Origin of the sequence: Gloeocapsopsis crepidinum LEGE 06123 (assembly GCF_015207655.1) — a bacterium.
In the GTDB taxonomy this organism is placed as follows: domain Bacteria; phylum Cyanobacteriota; class Cyanobacteriia; order Cyanobacteriales; family Chroococcidiopsidaceae; genus Gloeocapsopsis; species Gloeocapsopsis crepidinum.
This window is the reverse complement of record NZ_JADEWN010000091.1, coordinates 1-17,602: the sequence shown is the minus strand read 5'-3', so window position 1 is coordinate 17,602 and position 17,602 is coordinate 1. Positions and strand designations below refer to the sequence as shown.

The window sequence follows — 17,602 nt, the reverse complement described above, 5'->3', positions numbered from 1 at the left end:
CCCCAACTACTGCATTCAGGGTTGATCTTCTCATTGCCACTGCACTCGATTTAATTAATCCCGTGCATTTGAAAAACTGGTTTACTCACTGTTGCTACTGTGCCTCATAAAACTGCAATAGGCTGTATGATTTGTTAGATCAACTCACTCAAAATCATAGCCATCTTAAATAAATTAAAAACCCTCTTTTTCTTCACCTTTGCAACCTCTATGCCTAGTAAGGTTCGTTTAAAAAATGTTCACAACTCCAAAAAACTTGCAAACACACTTATTCAATCGCCACCACCTCAATAACTTTCTCCCCAGGATTCAGTTCAGCGATGCGATCGCCTGCGCCATCTTTACCCCGAACCGTTACTTTATCGACAGGTATCCGCACAACTCTTGGCGTATTTGTAACTAAAGCTGCTTCCTCTGTCGCCAACACCATCCCTGCTAAACCGTCAGATTTAGACGTAAACTGCATTGCTTGCGTCCCAATATCACCGCGATTTCCCTGGCGTAGCGTGCTGGCTGATACACGTTTAGCCGATCCTGATTGTGAAACTAACAACACATTATCACCCAAGTTATCAAGCGCCACACCACCTACTAACTTCTCTTGCTTACGTAGCCGCAATGCTTGTAAACCCACGGCAGTACGTCCCATAATTGGCAGTTGTTCGTCATTTATCGGAAAACGCAATAGTCGTCCGCCAATTGTGGCGAGAACTAAATTTTGCTCAGGCTGGACAACAAGGACTGATAATAACTCATCATCGTCTTTAAATTTAATGACTGTCAAACCGCGATTAGTAACACTCAAAAACTCTGTCATTGCCAACCGCTTGATTCGCCCTAATCTAGTCAACAAGACAAGTTGCGTGTTTTCTGGATCTTCAGGTAATAAAAATTGCGAAACAACAGTTTCTGCAGATGCCGAGTTTGGCAGCAAGCCAATCAAAGGATTGCCACGTTTTTCTCCACGCCCTGATGAAGGAATTTCTCCAACTTGTAAAGGATAAACTTTACCACTGCCTGTTAGCACAAGTAATGTTTGGTCAGTTTTGGCAGGTTGAGTTTGAATCACACAATCATAGTCAGAATTACCATTTTCTGCTTTTGATTTTCTACTGGTACGCTGACCATTTGCCGATCGCTTGACATATCCTCGCTGCGTAAACTCCAAAACCACCTCTTCCACAGGATGCACATTGAGTGGTAAAGCTTGAGGCTTGGATGAAGATTTTTGCTTTTCTCCTGCCTTTTTATCTTCCGTTGGTTGGACATTATGAGCTAACTTTGTCCGCCGCACATCACCAAACTTACGCTTGAGCGATCGCAAGTCTTTTTTTAAGGCTTTGAGTAACTCGCGGCGATCCTTGAGTAACTTTTGTAATTCTTGAATTTGCGCGTTTAACGATTCAAATTCTTTTTTCAGGTTTTCCTGTTCTAAGCTTGTCAACCGACGCAGTGGCATTGATAGAATGGCATCCGCTTGTGCTTCTGTCAAATCAAATCGACTTTGTAGCGTAATTTTTGCGGTACTACCATCACTTGCCTGTCGCAAAATCGCAATCACTTCATCCAAATGTGACAATGCCCGCAGTAAACCTGAAACAATGTGAATGCGGTTTTCGGCTTGATGTAGCTGATGCGTGTAACGGCGATTGAGCGTTTCTTCACGGAACTTGAGGAACTCTTGTAACAGTTCGCGTAAACTTAACTGACGGGGTTGTCCCTCGACAAGTGCTAATAGAATCGCACCAAAGTTCACTTGTAGCGCAGTTTGATGATACAGGTGCTGCAACACATCTTGTGGATTATTGTCGCGCTTGAGTTCAATGACAACGCGCATCCCAGTGCGATCGCTTTCATCGCGAATATCAGCGATGCCTTCTAAGCGTCCTTGGTTAACTAACTCTGCAACTTTTTCAATCCATCCCGCCTTATTCACTTGAAACGGCAACTCAGTAATTACAATTGCTGTGCGTCGCTTACTGCCGCGCCCTCCTGGCACTTCTTCAACTTGGGCAACTCCTCTTATTGTCATGCTGCCGCGTCCGGTGCTGTAGGCTTCACGAATGCCCGCTGTGCCAATGATTTCGCCACCTGTGGGAAAGTCAGGTCCAGGAATCAGTTCAAATAACTTTTCATCAGATAGTTCTGGTTGATCAATTAGTGCAATCAATCCATCAACGAGTTCTCCCAAGTTATGCGGCGGAATATTTGTTGCCATCCCTACCGCAATTCCTGCACAACCATTCAACAGCAGTAACGGCAACTGTGCCGGTAAAACAACAGGTTCTTGCTGCGAGTTATCGAAGTTACTAATAAATTCAATCGTTTCCTCGCCAATTTCTGCCAATAATGCATCATGACTAATTGGTGCTAAGCGAGTTTCGGTGTAACGCATCGCAGCTGGCGGATCGTTATCAACCGAACCAAAGTTACCATGCCCTGCAAGTAAAGGATAGCGACTCGAAAAGTCTTGCACTAATCGCACTAAGGCATCATAAACGGCTTGATCGCCGTGAGGGTGATATTTACCAAGTACGTCTCCGACAACACGAGCGCATTTGCGATAAGGGCGATCGGGGGTTAACCCTAGTTCGTGCATCGCATACAAAATCCGGCGGTGAACTGGTTTTAATCCATCACGTACGTCAGGTAATGCTCGCCCAACGATCACACTCATGGCGTATTCAAGGTATGACCTTTGCATTTCTGTATGCAAAGCTGTCGGAATGACCTGTCCCTTAGAGAGAAGGTTTAATTGTTTCGCCATGAATTCTGTTCCCTGATTCCTAACAACAAAAGATGTCCTGTAATTTATAAACAATGAACAATAGCATAAAGGATAAATGGCTTGTGCCAGTATTTCATTGGTAGTCGTTGAGCAAGCAACAGTAGTATTATCCTTAAATTAGAGGCAAGCACTTTCATCATTTGAAATGCCTCTTAATGTTCTTAATAACATGGTATTTTCTGCCATAACTATAATCTGTTCATTTATGAATAATAGACAAATTACGGTAAATCCTCATATGAAAACTGTTTTAATTGTGGAAGACGATTTAATTAATGCACGAGTTTTTTCCAAAATTTTGATCAAACGTGGTGGCTTGGATGTTAAGCATACCGAAAATGTAGAGGAAGTGATGAAAATCGCTACAGCAGGAGAAGCTGACATTATTTTGATGGATGTTTCTCTCTCTCGTAGTGTGTACCAAGGTAGAGCCGTTGATGGTATTAAGATTACCCAAATGTTGAAAGCGAATGCACAAACTGCCAAATTGCCGATTATTTTGGTCACAGCACACGCCATGGAAGGCGATCGCGAAAATTTTCTCAAGCAAAGTGGCGCTGATGGCTACATTTCCAAACCTGTTGTTGACCATCAACAGTTTATCGAGCAAATTTTGGCATTGCTGCAAAAAGACTAGCAATACCTGCGTTGTTTTCACTTAAGTCCTCTACTGTAAGGAATCTGATGCTACCCTTACCACAGCTTACTAGAACGATTCTAGTTTAGTACAAAAATACTATTCTGGAGGAGCGAGGAGTGAGTGAAGAGTGACTAGTGGGTAGTGGGAGTGTGGAAGTGTAGGAGTGTGGGAGAGATTGAGAGATTTAATTGCTATTTTTCCCTCTTACTTTACTACCCACTTACCCACCTACCCCCTTGCTCTTATGCTGCGTATCTAGAGCTTCTTGAAGTATCTGGCGACTGGGAATAGCCCAAAGCCCAGTTTTTCATAGGTGCGACGTGCTGGAGCATGACCGAGATCGCCTCCGGTTTCGACCATCGCAACAGACATCCCTGCATCTTTCATCCAATCAAGTGCAAATTTAATCAGTGCGCTGCCAATACCGCGACATTGAAAATCTGGATCGACAGCGACCATGTAGATTTCACCCATGCTGTTTTCTGAGTCTAGTTTCACGGCGACAAAGCCCACAATAGCACTAGCCTCGGTAGCAACCCACACAGTGGTGTCTTCAGCAGCGCACACATCCTCAACAGCTTTTTGCTGCCTCACACGCCAATTATCGGGATAAAATGCTTGGTATACCTCAATGTCCATGGCGTTCTGAATCGAATCAAAGACTGGAGCCCATGCTCGCAGCGAAAGACGAATGACGGCATCAACTTGATGAGCGTCGTAGGGTTCAATTCGCATTTCCAGATAAACTCCTATTAGTGCTGAAGGCTTCTCATCACCCACCGCAGACAACCTCGAACTTCAACAGATCAGCTTTTGGTAGTCAAGTGCATGAGTGTTGTTGGGCGGGAGTTTGCACCAACTCATAGGGCTGGATGAGAATTTCAGCCGGAATCCTTAATTCTTGATTCAACTTCCGAATCATCTCTAAAGTCAAGGAACGTTTGCGAGATAGTATCTCAGACACCTCATCATCTTCATACAGTCGGTTTACAACAAGATGGTTATACTGCGCCAATCTCCCACCTCCATACTTGTCCATCTTCAGGGTCGATAATTTCTGATACTTTGGTCATGCCACACTTTTCTAAAACTCTAGCTGATGCATTACGCTCTGCTAGTGTGTGAGCGCAAACGCAGCTAACTAACCCTGATGCAAACGCAATTTCAATCAACTGACGCCCCACCGATGTTGCAAAACCTCTGCCTTGATAATTTGGGGCAACGGAGTAACCGATTTCAACTGTGCGCTGAGAATTGGGAATTGACTTAAAGCCTCTAAGTCCAACTAATACGAACTCAGGGCGAAAGAGAAACAGATACGGTAGCCACGGATGCCAAATTCGTGAAGGTTGCATCTGATTGAGAGTATACTGAAGTACCCCTTCAAAAGGCAAATATCCATCGACAACTTGAAACCCGTAAGCAGCCTGGAAAGCATCTGCCCCCTCAATCAGCTTTTTGATATGTTCAACAGAGCAAGGAACAATTTCTAGATCCATAGACTCTCTCGCCTTGCCGACTTTTAAAAACTAACTAAGTTTTCTAAATTTCACTTACGGTATTACTCAATTTGAAACTGCTCAAATAGTTGGGTAAATTCGCTCGGTTGTGCCTCGTAGTTTATCATTTGTTCATTTATAATGACCCATTTTTGAGCACTTCGAGTCCACAAGTTGCCAACAGGCTTGAGCCAACTTGTATTATCCAATGTCCCAGGTTTAACGTTGGTAATTTTGGTGTTTCGGGCAGGGTTGTGGAATAATCTTGTCCCGCACTCCTCACAAAATAAGCAACTTACTTCACGTCCGCTGTCAGAAACTCGCTTCCATTGTTTTGGCTGTCCTTGGAGAATGACAACTGCGTCGCGAGGAACAGGCATTGACATACCAAAGGCACTGGATGATTGTTTTTGACATTCTTTGCAGTGACAAGCATAAAGTGTTAACGGTTCAGCCCTGATCTCGTATCGAATTTGCCCGCACTGCCATCCTCCAGTGTAAGGAGCGGTCATACTTTGTTGCTCCAAAATAACTACTTGTGTTTATTATCTGCGATCGCTCCTCGCCTCTCACCTCTCACCACCCTTTCACCAGTCACTAGCCACTAGTCACTCTTTCTATCGCCCCTCGCCCCTGTGCAATTGGCTTCGCAGTTCTTCAATGTTGGTAAGTAATTCGGCTTGTGGAATTGCACTTTGTTCTTTTGATGCCATCCACTTAAGTTTCACTGTTTGGTTTGCGGCTTCTTCGTCTCCTAAAATCAGACACGCGATCGCCCCACTGCGATCTGCCCTGGCAAACTGTTTCTTAAAAGCACTTCCACTCAAGTCTAAATCTACACTAAACCCTGCTTGCCGCAGCTTTTGTGCTAGAACAAGCGCCTGATCTTGGGCTGCATCCCCGCGCGAAACAACGTAGAAATCTACGCTTGGTAAAGTCGGCTGCTGTAGCTGTTGCAACAATAAAATTAAGCGTTCTAAACCAATTGCCCAACCGACTGCTGGAGTTTCAGGACCACCCAACTGTGCAACTAAACCATCATAGCGTCCACCACCACAAACCGTTGCTTGCGCACCCAAGTCATCCGACTGAATTTCAAACGCTGTGTGCGTATAGTAATCGAGTCCGCGTACCAAGCGCGGGTTGAGTTGATAACTGATGCCTAAATCGGTGAGTAATTGCTGTACTTTGTCAAAGTGCTGACGCGAGTATGTACCTAGATGATCTAAAATACTCGGTGCATTTTGGGTAATTTCTTGCGTGCGTTTATCTTTACTATCGAGAATTCGTAATGGATTGCGACTTAAACGATCCTGTGAATCAGGATCGAGTTCATCTTTGTACGGTGTTAAGTAGTCTATCAGTGCTTGGCGATAGGCTTGGCGATCTTCGAGATTACCCACCGAGTTGATATCAAGGTGGAGATTTTTTAATCCCAAAGCTTGCAGGATATTTGTGGCGATCGCAATAACTTCAACATCTGCTCTAGGATCGGCACTTCCTAAAACTTCTACGCCCAATTGATGAAATTGCCGCTGTCGTCCGGCTTGCGGACGTTCGTAGCGAAACATAGGTCCGGTGTACCACAACCGCTGTACGCCACCTTGCGTATACAAACTATGTTCAATAAGCGATCGCACTACACCAGCGGTTCCTTCAGGGCGTAACGTAATCGAGCGATCGCCGCGATCGCAAAACGTATACATTTCTTTACCTACTACATCGGTAGCTTCCCCAATACCTCGCTCAAATAGCTCAGTTTGCTCAAAAATCGGAGTACGAATTTCGCGATATGCTGCTTTGAAAAGAATATCCCGTGCCCTAGTTTCTACCTGCTGCCAATATCCAACTTCCTCTGGCAGAATGTCTCGTGTCCCTCGTAGTGCTTGAATTTCGCCCATCAAATGCTCACATAAATTGCGTTTTGCAGTTACGTGTCGCGGCAGAAAATCTGACTACTCAGTTGCAGAATTCAGTTTTCTAAATGCGCCGTAACAATTCTGATAGTATGCCAAAATTTGAGCAACTCGTTCGCGACTTATCAAGTCAGCGTGTTGATCGTACTGAATCCACAAACCGCCAATTTGACTATAGCTGTAGTCAAACTGTTGATGAGCAGCAGGATATAGCCCTGTTTCGACTCCATCCACCTGCTGTAGATGCGCGGCGATTTCTCGGTAAACCGTTAATGGCAAGCCAGGAAACTCAACTTCATCCTTGAATTGATTTTGACTCATTTGCATAATTAAAACTCTCCTGGACCAGGTGTAAAAGGTGGAGGTGATGGTATCGGAGTAGCATTAGGAACTGTAGGTGGAGCAACTGGTACAGGTACAGGCGTACCTACTGGAGGTGCAGGTGACGTCACTTCTGGAGATGGAACTGGTTCTTCAGGTTCTTCTACTTCTGCTTCCGGTGGTGGTGGCGTGGGACTGGGTGTTGTTGCGTCTGTTGCATCTGATTCTGCGGTTTGCTCGCCGATCGCTTTGGAAACTTCAACACCATATTGTTCCAAAATGACCACAGGTTCAATACCAGGACTCATCTCAATTCGTTTGACGAGGATTTCTCCGTTGGAAAGCCGTTGTCCCACACGCACGTAGCGGCTAGTTCCTTCATTAGGTACTTGAACAATTGCCTGCAACTGTTCGCCGATTTGAACAACGCCAGAAACTGCAACCTTTCTCGCTAACTCAGGCTCTGGAATTGACGGTAAAGGTGGTGGAAAAGAACCTTCATCTGGTGGTGGGAAAGGAATACTATCCTCTTGAGCAATAGGAGGATTACCATTATTACCATTGCTATTTGCGCCACCTCCAGGTTGTGAGCCACCATTAGGCGTTGTATTTTGCTCTGAGCCTGCACTACCACCATTACCTGCCGGAGAGGGTGCCGGTGGAGATGGTGCTGGCGTACTACTAGGAGTAGATGGTTGTGATGCGACTTGTGAAGTTCTAGGTGCTGTTCGCAAAAACAGTCCAGCAAAAGGGTCTTCCCTACCAGTTTGGACTTGCTGGGCACGTTGATTGCCGTTGGTTGGTTGAATAAGCACAGGAGAGGGAACGACAACAGTTGGTGATTGTGGAGCAACTGTAGGTTTAGTGAAAGGTTCCGCTGCAGGTGCAGGTGCTTGTTGTGGCAGTGATGCTGTAGAGTTAGTATCTTCGCCACTATTGCCGCAACTCGCGATTGGCAACAAGATGGTGCCGACAAATGCGATTGTGGAAAGCTCGCGCATTGCCTTTACTCTAAAACTTTTATTACTATCAGAATTTCCTTCCAATCCGCTATCTTCCAACATCTCAATCCCAGAGTTCTGGTACTTTTATAACCTAGATTAATTAAGTGACAGCAGTTTTCGAGTCGTCTAAAGACAATTTAATCTTCTGTACCAACCATTAACTGCTTCAAACGATCGAGTCCTTTTTTCACGCGACGCGAAACTGTGACCACGCTAATGCCCAAGTGTTCTGCCACTTCTTTCTGTGTTAAGTCATATAAAAACACAAATTTCAAGATTTCGTGAGTGCGTTTCTCTAATTGATACAAAGATTGTTGTAAGCGAATGCGGTCATCTTGTGCAAGTTGAAAGCTACGATAATCTTGATCGGGAACTATTTCTCCTAAACAGGTTGTCCCTTCTTCAGATTCCTGAACAGGCATATCTAAGCTCAAGGGAGCGCGATTCAGCCACGCCAGTTTAACTTCTTGCCATTCCTCAAGTGAAATGTTTAGTGCTGCAGCAATTTCAGCATCTGATGGTTGGCGGTTATATTTCTGACGTAGTTCTTGTGACACTCCTACTGCTTGTTGCTGTAAAGCTAACCAACGGCGCGGAATGCGCACCATAACACCTTTATCTCGCAGGTAGTGCTGAATTTCTCCCCGAATATAAGGAACTGCAAAAGAACTAAAGGCATGACCTTTAGATAATTCAAAGCGTTCAACTGCCCGAATTAACCCAATGCAGCCAACTTGTAGTAAGTCTTCATAACTTTCTGTGCATTGATTGCTCCAGTAGTGTGCCTCTTTTCTTGCTAATCCCAAATTCAGGGTGACGAGTTGGTTGCGGATAGTTTGAGAGCGCCCTTGCTCGTAATCTCGCAGTAGAGTTGCACTTGTTTGCTTCAATTCCTTCGGATTTACGGTATAACTTAGCACCATGATTATAGTAATAATTGAATGACAACAGAGGCGTTACTACTGCGTCGCGCAACTGTTTCTTGTTGATTGCTGGAGTAATGAGTAGCATGAAAGCTATGCATTGTAATAAACAGACAAAACAAGCTAAGAAACATCATTCAACGCTCAATTTAGCCAATACACGTAACTAGATAGACTTGATATCTGCAACTGAGATTGCTCGCTGCTGACTAATTAGAGTATTAATTTTTCCTGTTTTGATACCACCGAAATAACACTGAATTTTCTTTACTCTGATTGAGGTTCTCCTCAAAAACCCGTAAGCAAGGATTTTGTGCTTGAATTTGAAACTTGAGATGTGAAATTGAATTTATACCAAGCTCCATGCAGTAAACAACTAAATTATGATGACACCATTAGCAATTAGTAAGCATGCATAACAGTTAGCCCATCACAAATAGAATTATGAAAATGAAATTTCCAACATCCTTAATTCAAGTTTCTCACTTTTAGTTGTAGGGTTTAGCTAGAGGCTAAAAGTTATTGACTTTTCTGTGACATATTCTATTAGTAACTAATATCAGTGATAGAGCGCCTGTTAATATCAAAAATAATTAATATTATTGAGCTTAGTATTTATTCCGTTATTGATGTTTCTGTAACAACACTTGATATTTTGCTACTTCTCAACAGCAACGGTCAATAAAAAAGAGAGACTAACTGCTCTCTTAAGAAAATTTCTAATGACACTGTTACACAATTTGCTACCTAAAAGGAAGGAGATGGAAAGAACGAGATGTGTTTAGACATCTTGCTGTATCCTTCACTATCTCCTGTCACACTAACATCTATGCTACGCTCTCGTGGGTTCAATTCGAGCATAGAACAGACCACGAATCTTGACATCCAGCGCTTCACGCGCACCCAAATCCGTATCAGATGGCTGTTCGCTTTCAAAAGTACCTGCAACTTCACCTGTGCTGCTATCTACCTTAGCAACTTGTAGAGAAATTTCTCCTTTCAAGTTGGGAGTTTGCTTGCGGTTTGCTCTAACGAGTTCTTCACTATCTGCTTGAGCAGGAAGTGCAACTGCATTGTCATAACCGGTTATACCACCGCGACCTTTAGGATCGAGGAAGGCTGCAGAGCGGTAAGAAGGTACTTTAAAATCACCTTCAAAATCAGTAGATGTGTTAATGCTAGTCAGCCCTGGTTGGGTTTGAGCAACGAGATCTTTGATCGTGAACAAGAAAGGAACTCGCTCACCACCAGGAAGTTGTACCGTGATTGCTTGGAAGTCAAGCCCGTCTTCTTCCACAAAGGTTAGGCTGCCATCATTATTTACGTTGAGCTTGCCTTGTACCTGATCGATTGTAGAAGTGTAACGAGTTAACAATTTACCAGCAATATATTCTGGTTTTTGACGTTTGTTTGTGGGTTCTTCTTTAACAAAGAAGGTGGTTGGTTCCAAGCACAACTCAACTATTCTGTATGACTGATTAGGATCAATTGCAATGGAACCACGCGTTGTTTCTGAAAGTTGTGGACATTTGTTAGCCAAACCAGTACCTCTGATCTGGTCGTAGGTGAGTACATCTCTACTACTAGCAGATGCAGGACCCTCACTACAAGCGGTTAGTACACCCAAGCACAATGCTATGAATGCAATAATTAGAGCGCGATACCTCATGGTCAACCTCAATCTTTTAACTTCGTATTTAACCTGCAAACTGCAAACATAATCTGCCAATAGAATTGAATATAGGCGTATATCAGCTTGTTTTACCAAAAGCTATAGCACAACGGCATGACAGTCATTACAGCGATAGACCGCGCTTCAATGCTCGTCCTCGGTTGGAATGTATAGGGGGTAAATAGCATTTTACTTGTACCTATAGAACTATCTTTGGAGGTTCATTGAACCGCTGGGATTTAGCTCAGGTCTGATGGTTTGCAAAATGGATCAGCCCAGATCCCAATACAAAATTTTACACGGCGTTGTCGCCAATACAGTGAAGATGACACAAACTAAGACAATCCTGTTAAAGGTTTGACTTAATACTACTGATTTTAATAAAAGTCAATCAGCTACAAGGTAAGTAATCTGCTGTATCTTATTTATTGTTAACTTCATTTGACTAAATGCACGAAATGTGTAGTATATTTGCAAATAAAAGATAAAGTAACAGCTATCTCTTGATTAGAAAATCCTTGATCAAAGTTAAATTAGTATCGTTGGTACAACTGAGATGTTCTTATCCAAAGAAAAGATTGTACTGTGTACTGTGTTTAACTACTTGCCTGGTTAATCTACTTTAAACTAATCTATGTTTTGCCTGAGATTGCGATACTGTATCGCATAGTCAGTAATGCAAGAAATTACATGTCAGCAACCTATTGAAAAGGAACACTAAGTTTGAGTCAGGACAATCAGCAGGCTGAACTGCAAACAATTGTGAATGCCATCCGTACCTTGGCAGAAAATTGTCAAGGCAATAATATTGCACTTTTGTCTCTACTACGGCAGCTAGAGGGGCTACATCAAGAAATTCGTGATGGACTTTTTCAAGCATCTTTGCCAGACAATCGTCAAGCACTATACACCTTGCTGAAAGATATTGAATCTCAAGGAGGCTGGCCTTATATTGAGCGAATGCGATTACAAGCTTTATTTGTAAATGTAGAAGCAGCACACAACAATCATAAGGGCGATGAGACAATAATTAATGTCGCTACAACTCCAGAATTACACAATGGCGAAGCGACCGTAATCAGAGACTAGTAGCTAGTGATTAGTTTTGAGTGTTGAGTTATGAATTTTGAGGTGACTACGTTTATAATTTGTAATTCAAAATTCATAACTACTTTGCGAAGTACTAATTCGTAGTTCTATATTCTCCTCTGTACCTCTGCTCACGCCAGTTGCTCTCACGCGCGGAAACCTCATGCCAGTTCGCTCAACGGGGGACACCCCCGCACCTTTCGCTTGGCTTTGCACCGCACTTGCTCCTCTGCTTCTTTAACTCTCCAACCCCTGTTCCTGAGAATTTGCGCGATACTGGTACAAGAAGCTTTAATCACAGATATAGAAATGGAAATTCGAGCAATTGATACCCCACTTCTAGATTGGACTGGGGATGGTCTTGCTATTGGCTTATTTGAAGAGACTGAATTGAGCGGTAGTGTCGTCCAGCTTGATGAAAAGTTTGCTGGTGCCATCAAAGAAATTATTGATGAGACAGAATTCAAAGGCAAAGAAGGCAGTAGCGCTGTTACGCGCATTGGTAGTGGTAGTTCTGTACGTAAAGTGTTTCTGATCGGGCTAGGTAATCAAGAAGCACTGAAATTAGACATTTTGCGACGTGCAGCAGCTACTGTTGCTCGATTAGCGAAGAAGGAGAAATGCAAAATTGTGGGGGTAAGTCTACCGACAGTAGATCATGACCCTGCGGCAACAACACAAGCGATCGCCGAAGGCATTCAACTAGCTTCGTATCAAGATAATCGCTTTAAATCTGAACCTGAAGATAAAGTCACAGTAGAACGAGTCGATTTAATTGGATTTGCAGGGCAAGAAGAAGCGATCGCCCGTGCCAACTCAATTTGTACCGGAGTTAACTTAGCAAGAGAATTAGTAGCAGCCCCACCCAACGCAGTTACACCGATTACACTCGCAGAGACTGCGCAAAAAATAGCTGACGATCATGGCTTGCAACTGGAAATTCTCGAACGTGAGGAGTGTGAAAAACTCGGCATGGGGGCTTTTTTAGGTGTTGCCCAAGCTTCTGATTTACCGCCTAAGTTTATTCACCTGACTTACAAACCCGAAGGCACTCCCAAGCGTAAGCTAGCAATTATTGGTAAAGGTTTAACGTTTGATTCTGGGGGCTTAAATATCAAAGCTGGCGCGGGTAGCAGCATTGAAATGATGAAAATGGATATGGGAGGTGCTGGTGCTACGTTAGGTGCTGCCAAAGCGATCGCCCAACTCAAGCCAGATGTCGAAGTTCACTTTATCAGTGCGGCTACCGAGAATATGATTAGTGGTCGAGCAATGCATCCTGGAGACATTCTGAAGGCTTCTAATGGTAAAACAATCGAAGTCAACAACACCGATGCTGAAGGTCGATTAACCCTAGCAGATGCACTAGTGTTTGCGGAGAAGTTGGGTGTCGATGCAATTGTTGATTTAGCAACTCTCACAGGTGCTTGCATTATTGCTCTAGGTGACGAAATTGCCGGCTTATTCTCTCCTGACGATGAACTAGCACATCAGCTTGCCCAAGCTTCCGAAGCCGCTGGCGAAAAACTTTGGCGGATGCCTTTTGAAGAAAAGTACTTTGAAGGACTAAAATCTGGAATTGCTGATTTTAAGAATACAGGACCGCGTGGCGGTGGCTCGATTACAGCTGCATTGTTTCTCAAGCAGTTTGTTAAAGAAACTCCTTGGGCGCATCTGGATATTGCTGGTCCCGTTTGGACAGATAAAGAAAATGGCTGTAGCAATCCTGGCGCAACAGGCTATGGTGTTCGTACTTTAGTTCACTGGGTACTGAACCATTAAATATCTATATGGGTAGTGGGATAAACTACCCCTGCCCTATTCTTCATGCTTTTGTTGTTCGTCAGTCATTGCTTGCTTGATTTCTGGCTTATCTAGGAGGTCTTTTGCCATATCCATAAACTTAAGGCTATCTGGATGGATAGACTTTCTTTGCAATGTTGGTATAGCTTCAGAATCAAATTGATCCTCAGGAGGTGTGGATGGGCGATCTGAATCCATATATTCCTTGCTGAACTCGCCTTAGACAGAACTTGTATCGCATTTATCTTCAGTATTTATATTAACAGCGCGAAGCCATCACTAAAAAATAGCTTTTGTAATAGAGAATACACAACACTGAAAAGATACTTAACGATAGCAGTTCATAAAATTCAAAAAATTCAAGACACCCTCCTGCTATCTTGTGCGGTTACAAACGATAAAGGAGGGAATAGTAGTCGCTATTTAACTGATACAGCATCAACATCGATGGTACTTGCTGCGGAACTTACATTCCCATCATGAGCAGCTTGATTGTATTCTGTATTTACTTTACGTGCTTTGACACCTTCAATCAGGATTTGAGAAATTTCTGCAACGAGCAGTGATATCAAAAAGACATCATCTATTTGTCCTACAACTGGCAGAAAATCTGGTGCAACGTCAAACGGTAGCAAGAAATAAAATGCTGTTCCTAACACAACCCACCAACGGTACTTAGGGTTACGCAAAAGATTGCGATACCAGTTATAAACCGCTTGAATGCTAAAGTTCATAGTTAATTGAGATTACCCTACACTTACTTTTATCGTGACAGACATCTGGGCAAACTTCTGGTAGAAATAACCGTCTGCTTTTTGTTTGGAAACTTCTACTGGTAACTTTTCTTGATACCTGTCCAAAGATAGGTGTGGCTGAAACTGAAATAATTTGTTAGTTTCTACAGTTAATTACCTAAAACTCTTTGCAAGATTGTGCTTAAGTGCTAGCTATCTGTTTCACAATAAGGATGCAGCCGATGAGTTCCCTTAACAAATAAACAATGTAAACTATGCTGTTGAAGAGAAATCAGCACTTGCTCGTAAACTCTAGCTAATGTCCGTTAAGCAAGATGACGCGCAATTCACGCGTCGAGCATAACACATGATTACGCGACTTGTACAATGAGGTCTTTGCCAAAAAGTCTAGTGAACGGAGGTATGTAAGAACGGTGGATGTCATAGAAATATTTAGAAATGGTGGACCAGCAATGCTACCATTGCTGGCACTCTCGATTTTGTCTTTGAGCGTCATTATTGAACGCTTGTGGTTTTGGTTTAGAATTTTGAACCAAGAACGAGAAATTGTAAATCGCATCCTTTATGCAGCTCGTGATAATTGGGCAGGAGCTACACAGCTTGCTAAAAGAGCCACAGATCAACCTATCGGGCGGTTTCTTTATGCTCCGTTGCGTTTATCTAGACCTGATCCTGATCTCTTCCGACTAGCATTAGAAGCAACTGCTGAGGACGAATTGGCAGCCATGCGGCAAGGAGAAAAAATCCTTGAAGCTGTTATTGCACTAGCTCCCTTACTTGGTTTGTTAGGAACCGTACTAGGTTTGATCCGATCTTTGAGAAATATTCGTCTTGGCGATCTCGGAACAGCTTCTGCGGCGGGAGTAACGCTAGGGATTGGTGAATCGCTAATTAGTACTGCAGCAGGTCTTGTTGTTGCAATTATTAGCCTAGCATTCTATCGATTGTTTCAAGCTTTTGTTGTCAACCAAGTCAAAGTTTTCCGTAGAGCAGGAAGTGAGTTGGAAGTTTTATATCGTCAGAATTGGGGTGACAACGTGCCTGATCCTCAGAGCACTGCACCTCGGACAAACATTGTACAGCGAGATACAACTGAAACTTTCCGCATTCCACCACGTTCTGAGAAGAAAGGTCCGGATACATCGCCACTGTAAGCTAAACAATGTAGTCAGAATACATTACCACTGGGTAGAGTTATGAATCATGAATGAAGTTAATTTAAAAATTCAAAACTCTATTGGGTTAACTTGGGTTAACTCAAAATAGTGCCATCTAGCATGCGAACGCGAACAAAACTCAAAACTTTGAATAGTAAGTATTACTGAGTATCACTGAGCTTCATCCTCACACATTAACTTGCAAGTTAAGCTCAAATCAACTTGTTATCTGCTAATGTCAATTCAACATGAAAATCAATTTACATTCTCCAATTGAAGAAGTTCAGGTTCAAATCATTCCTCTGATTGATGTCATTTTCTGTATCTTGACGTTTTTCCTGCTAGCTGCGTTGCAATTTACTCGACAGCAAGCTATTAATGTAGACTTACCGAGAGCAAGTACTGGTACACCACCAGAAATTCGCCAGACTTTAATTGTAACGTTGGATGGAATTGGGCAAACTTATGTAGAGCAAGATGCCGTATCGCGAGATGAACTGACACAACGTTTGCAAGCTTATCGTCAGGCAAATCCTGAAGGAATTATGGTATTAAATGCTTCGCGCACCGCAAGTTATAATGAAGTGATTCAAGTACTCGATTTACTACGAGCTGTCGGTGGCGATCGCGTGGCTTTAGCAACTCTACCAGGCGATGCTAATCAAGGTGTCAGTCCTACTGTTCCTGTTGTTCCTGGAATTACACCTTCACCAGATCCACAAAATAACCTCAACGCTCCAATTCCTACAATTCCTCCTGCTCCTGCTCCTAATCAATCGCCAATTTCTCCTACCACAACACCTGCAGTTCCCTAAGCAACAACAAGTAGTAACCAAAAACACTGATTTCTGCCAATTTATAGATGTATACTTTCTTTGGCATAAGTTACTTTACTGGCAGTAATGAATCTTTGATAAATCAACAATTTAAGCAGAGGATATAGTTTATGTTGGTAGAGTTATTAATTGCTTGGTTAGTCAGTGCATCGAGCTTATTACTTGTTACGCAACTGCCAGTAGGGGTAGAAGTTGATAGCACTCCTAAAGCATTTATTTCAGCTGCTGTTTTAGGCATTGTTGCAGCTGTAGTTAATCCCATATTAAAAGCCGTGTTTTTTATTCCTAATGTGGTGACATTCGGCTTATTATCTGGTGTGTTCACTTTTATTATTGGTGCTGTGAGTTTAGCATTAGCAGCTTCTTTAGTGAGTGGCTTTCGCTTACGTGCAGGAATTTGGAGCGCATTGATTGGCGCGTTAGCACTCTCAGTTGTTAGTAACTTAATTTATGGTTTTGTTGCTCTGTAAAGAGTTCTTAAAAAATGAATAGTAAGTTAGCAGCGGTTTCCTAAAAGGTAGACCGCTTTATTGTTGATGAGGCAGGGGCAGACAAGCTGCCTACCTCACTATATACTTACAGCCTATTGCAAGTTTATGAGGTACAGTAAGAGGAGTACACAAATGAAGTCTAATGAAACCGTACTCGCTCGACTTGCGAGAAAAAATAGTTAAGGCATACACACAAGGTGACACCTCAATCAGAAAAGTTGCGGCTCGATTTGGAGTAGCCAAAAGTTTTGTGCAAAAACTGATAGCCATGAAGAAAACTCAAGGTCATGTCCAACCGAAAAAACAGGGTGGAGCAATCAAGGGAAAGTTGGATGGTTATAAGGCGCAGCTAGCGGCAATGGTGAAACAATATCCCGATGCAACATTGAGGGAATACTGTGAGTATTGGGGGACAAATTATCATGATTGGCTGAGTACAAGTACGATGTGTCGTGCATTGCAAAAACAAAAACTGACACGAAAAAAAAGACACTACGCAGCACTCAAGCAAAAACACAACGAGTACAGCAATTGAGAACGGAGTATTGGCAGCAAGTGCAACAAATCGAGGCAGCAAACTTATACGAACTTGCGTTCTAAAGAACAATTAGGGTAGGGTGCAGTTAACCGAGAAACGAGCACTGTTATGGCAAGAGTCAGTCGAGTTGTAGCCCACCAGAGCGTTGAAGAAGTTAAGCAGAAGCTGGC

The 17,602-nt window shown here is 43.0% G+C and carries 19 protein-coding genes; 7 read left to right on the top strand and 12 right to left on the bottom strand.

What is annotated here, in order from left to right; translation table 11 throughout:
* Positions 1 to 268: 268 nt before the first annotated feature.
* Entirely contained in the window at positions 269 to 2,767 is a 2,499-nt protein-coding gene (gyrA, locus tag IQ230_RS24210) for a DNA gyrase subunit A (protein ID WP_193934773.1), read from the bottom strand.
* Positions 2,768 to 3,026: 259 nt separating this feature from the next.
* Here gyrA and IQ230_RS24205 point away from each other — a divergent pair, with 259 nt between their 5' ends.
* Positions 3,027 to 3,425: a response regulator gene (locus IQ230_RS24205; RefSeq protein WP_193934775.1), complete on the top strand. Its 399-nt coding sequence runs from the start codon at positions 3,027 to 3,029 to the stop codon at positions 3,423 to 3,425.
* A 258-nt stretch (positions 3,426 to 3,683) separates the two neighbouring features.
* On the opposite strand, the gene IQ230_RS24200 is transcribed toward IQ230_RS24205, so the two are convergent.
* From IQ230_RS24200 to psbO, 9 genes are all read right to left on the bottom strand, one after another.
* Entirely contained in the window at positions 3,684 to 4,067 is a 384-nt protein-coding gene (locus IQ230_RS24200; RefSeq protein ID WP_228055291.1) for a GNAT family N-acetyltransferase, read from the bottom strand.
* Positions 4,068 to 4,248: 181 nt separating this feature from the next.
* A complete protein-coding gene (locus tag IQ230_RS24195) occupies positions 4,249 to 4,443 on the bottom strand; it encodes a hypothetical protein (protein ID WP_193934776.1) in 195 nt (64 codons plus the stop codon).
* Positions 4,430 to 4,927: a GNAT family N-acetyltransferase gene (locus IQ230_RS24190; RefSeq protein ID WP_193934772.1), complete on the bottom strand. Its 498-nt coding sequence runs from the start codon at positions 4,925 to 4,927 to the stop codon at positions 4,430 to 4,432. The genes IQ230_RS24195 and IQ230_RS24190 overlap by 14 nt, the downstream gene beginning before the upstream one ends.
* Before the next feature lie 62 nt (positions 4,928 to 4,989).
* Positions 4,990 to 5,439, bottom strand: a complete 450-nt coding sequence (locus tag IQ230_RS24185) for a GFA family protein (RefSeq protein WP_193934771.1) — start codon at positions 5,437 to 5,439, stop codon at positions 4,990 to 4,992.
* A gap of 105 nt (positions 5,440 to 5,544) precedes the next feature.
* Positions 5,545 to 6,828, bottom strand: coding sequence for a histidine--tRNA ligase (hisS, locus tag IQ230_RS24180; protein WP_193934770.1), 1,284 nt, complete (start codon positions 6,826 to 6,828; stop codon positions 5,545 to 5,547).
* A 54-nt stretch (positions 6,829 to 6,882) separates the two neighbouring features.
* On the bottom strand, positions 6,883 to 7,170 hold the full coding sequence (locus IQ230_RS24175; protein ID WP_193934769.1) for an acyltransferase: 288 nt from the start codon (positions 7,168 to 7,170) through the stop codon (positions 6,883 to 6,885).
* Positions 7,171 to 7,172: 2 nt separating this feature from the next.
* Positions 7,173 to 8,228 (bottom strand): hypothetical protein, encoded by a 1,056-nt coding sequence (locus tag IQ230_RS24170; RefSeq protein ID WP_193934768.1) that lies wholly within the window; start codon positions 8,226 to 8,228, stop codon positions 7,173 to 7,175.
* 77 nt (positions 8,229 to 8,305) lie between these two features.
* Positions 8,306 to 9,091: an RNA polymerase sigma factor SigF gene (locus IQ230_RS24165; RefSeq protein ID WP_193934767.1), complete on the bottom strand. Its 786-nt coding sequence runs from the start codon at positions 9,089 to 9,091 to the stop codon at positions 8,306 to 8,308.
* An 832-nt stretch (positions 9,092 to 9,923) separates the two neighbouring features.
* Complete coding sequence (psbO, locus tag IQ230_RS24160) at positions 9,924 to 10,760, bottom strand: photosystem II manganese-stabilizing polypeptide (protein ID WP_193934766.1); 837 nt, start codon at positions 10,758 to 10,760, stop codon at positions 9,924 to 9,926.
* 726 nt (positions 10,761 to 11,486) lie between these two features.
* Between psbO and IQ230_RS24155 the strand changes: the two genes are divergently transcribed.
* On the top strand, positions 11,487 to 11,852 hold the full coding sequence (locus IQ230_RS24155) for a hypothetical protein (protein ID WP_193934765.1): 366 nt from the start codon (positions 11,487 to 11,489) through the stop codon (positions 11,850 to 11,852).
* A 309-nt stretch (positions 11,853 to 12,161) separates the two neighbouring features.
* Positions 12,162 to 13,634 (top strand): leucyl aminopeptidase, encoded by a 1,473-nt coding sequence (locus tag IQ230_RS24145; RefSeq protein ID WP_193934763.1) that lies wholly within the window; start codon positions 12,162 to 12,164, stop codon positions 13,632 to 13,634.
* Positions 13,635 to 13,670: 36 nt separating this feature from the next.
* Here IQ230_RS24145 and IQ230_RS24140 read toward each other — a convergent pair whose 3' ends face one another.
* Positions 13,671 to 13,853 (bottom strand): hypothetical protein, encoded by a 183-nt coding sequence (locus tag IQ230_RS24140; RefSeq protein ID WP_193934762.1) that lies wholly within the window; start codon positions 13,851 to 13,853, stop codon positions 13,671 to 13,673.
* 221 nt (positions 13,854 to 14,074) lie between these two features.
* Positions 14,075 to 14,389: a YkvA family protein gene (locus tag IQ230_RS24135; protein ID WP_193934761.1), complete on the bottom strand. Its 315-nt coding sequence runs from the start codon at positions 14,387 to 14,389 to the stop codon at positions 14,075 to 14,077.
* A gap of 434 nt (positions 14,390 to 14,823) precedes the next feature.
* Here IQ230_RS24135 and IQ230_RS24130 point away from each other — a divergent pair, with 434 nt between their 5' ends.
* The 4 genes from IQ230_RS24130 (at position 14,824) to IQ230_RS24115 (ending at position 17,429) form a co-directional block, all read left to right on the top strand.
* Positions 14,824 to 15,564 (top strand): MotA/TolQ/ExbB proton channel family protein, encoded by a 741-nt coding sequence (locus tag IQ230_RS24130; protein WP_099703593.1) that lies wholly within the window; start codon positions 14,824 to 14,826, stop codon positions 15,562 to 15,564.
* A 251-nt stretch (positions 15,565 to 15,815) separates the two neighbouring features.
* Positions 15,816 to 16,382, top strand: a complete 567-nt coding sequence (locus IQ230_RS24125) for an ExbD/TolR family protein (protein ID WP_193934760.1) — start codon at positions 15,816 to 15,818, stop codon at positions 16,380 to 16,382.
* 131 nt (positions 16,383 to 16,513) lie between these two features.
* Positions 16,514 to 16,873 (top strand): phage holin family protein, encoded by a 360-nt coding sequence (locus tag IQ230_RS24120; RefSeq protein WP_193934759.1) that lies wholly within the window; start codon positions 16,514 to 16,516, stop codon positions 16,871 to 16,873.
* Between the two features lie 163 nt (positions 16,874 to 17,036).
* Positions 17,037 to 17,429 (top strand): helix-turn-helix domain-containing protein, encoded by a 393-nt coding sequence (locus tag IQ230_RS24115; protein ID WP_193934758.1) that lies wholly within the window; start codon positions 17,037 to 17,039, stop codon positions 17,427 to 17,429.
* The last annotated feature ends 173 nt before the right edge of the window (positions 17,430 to 17,602 follow it).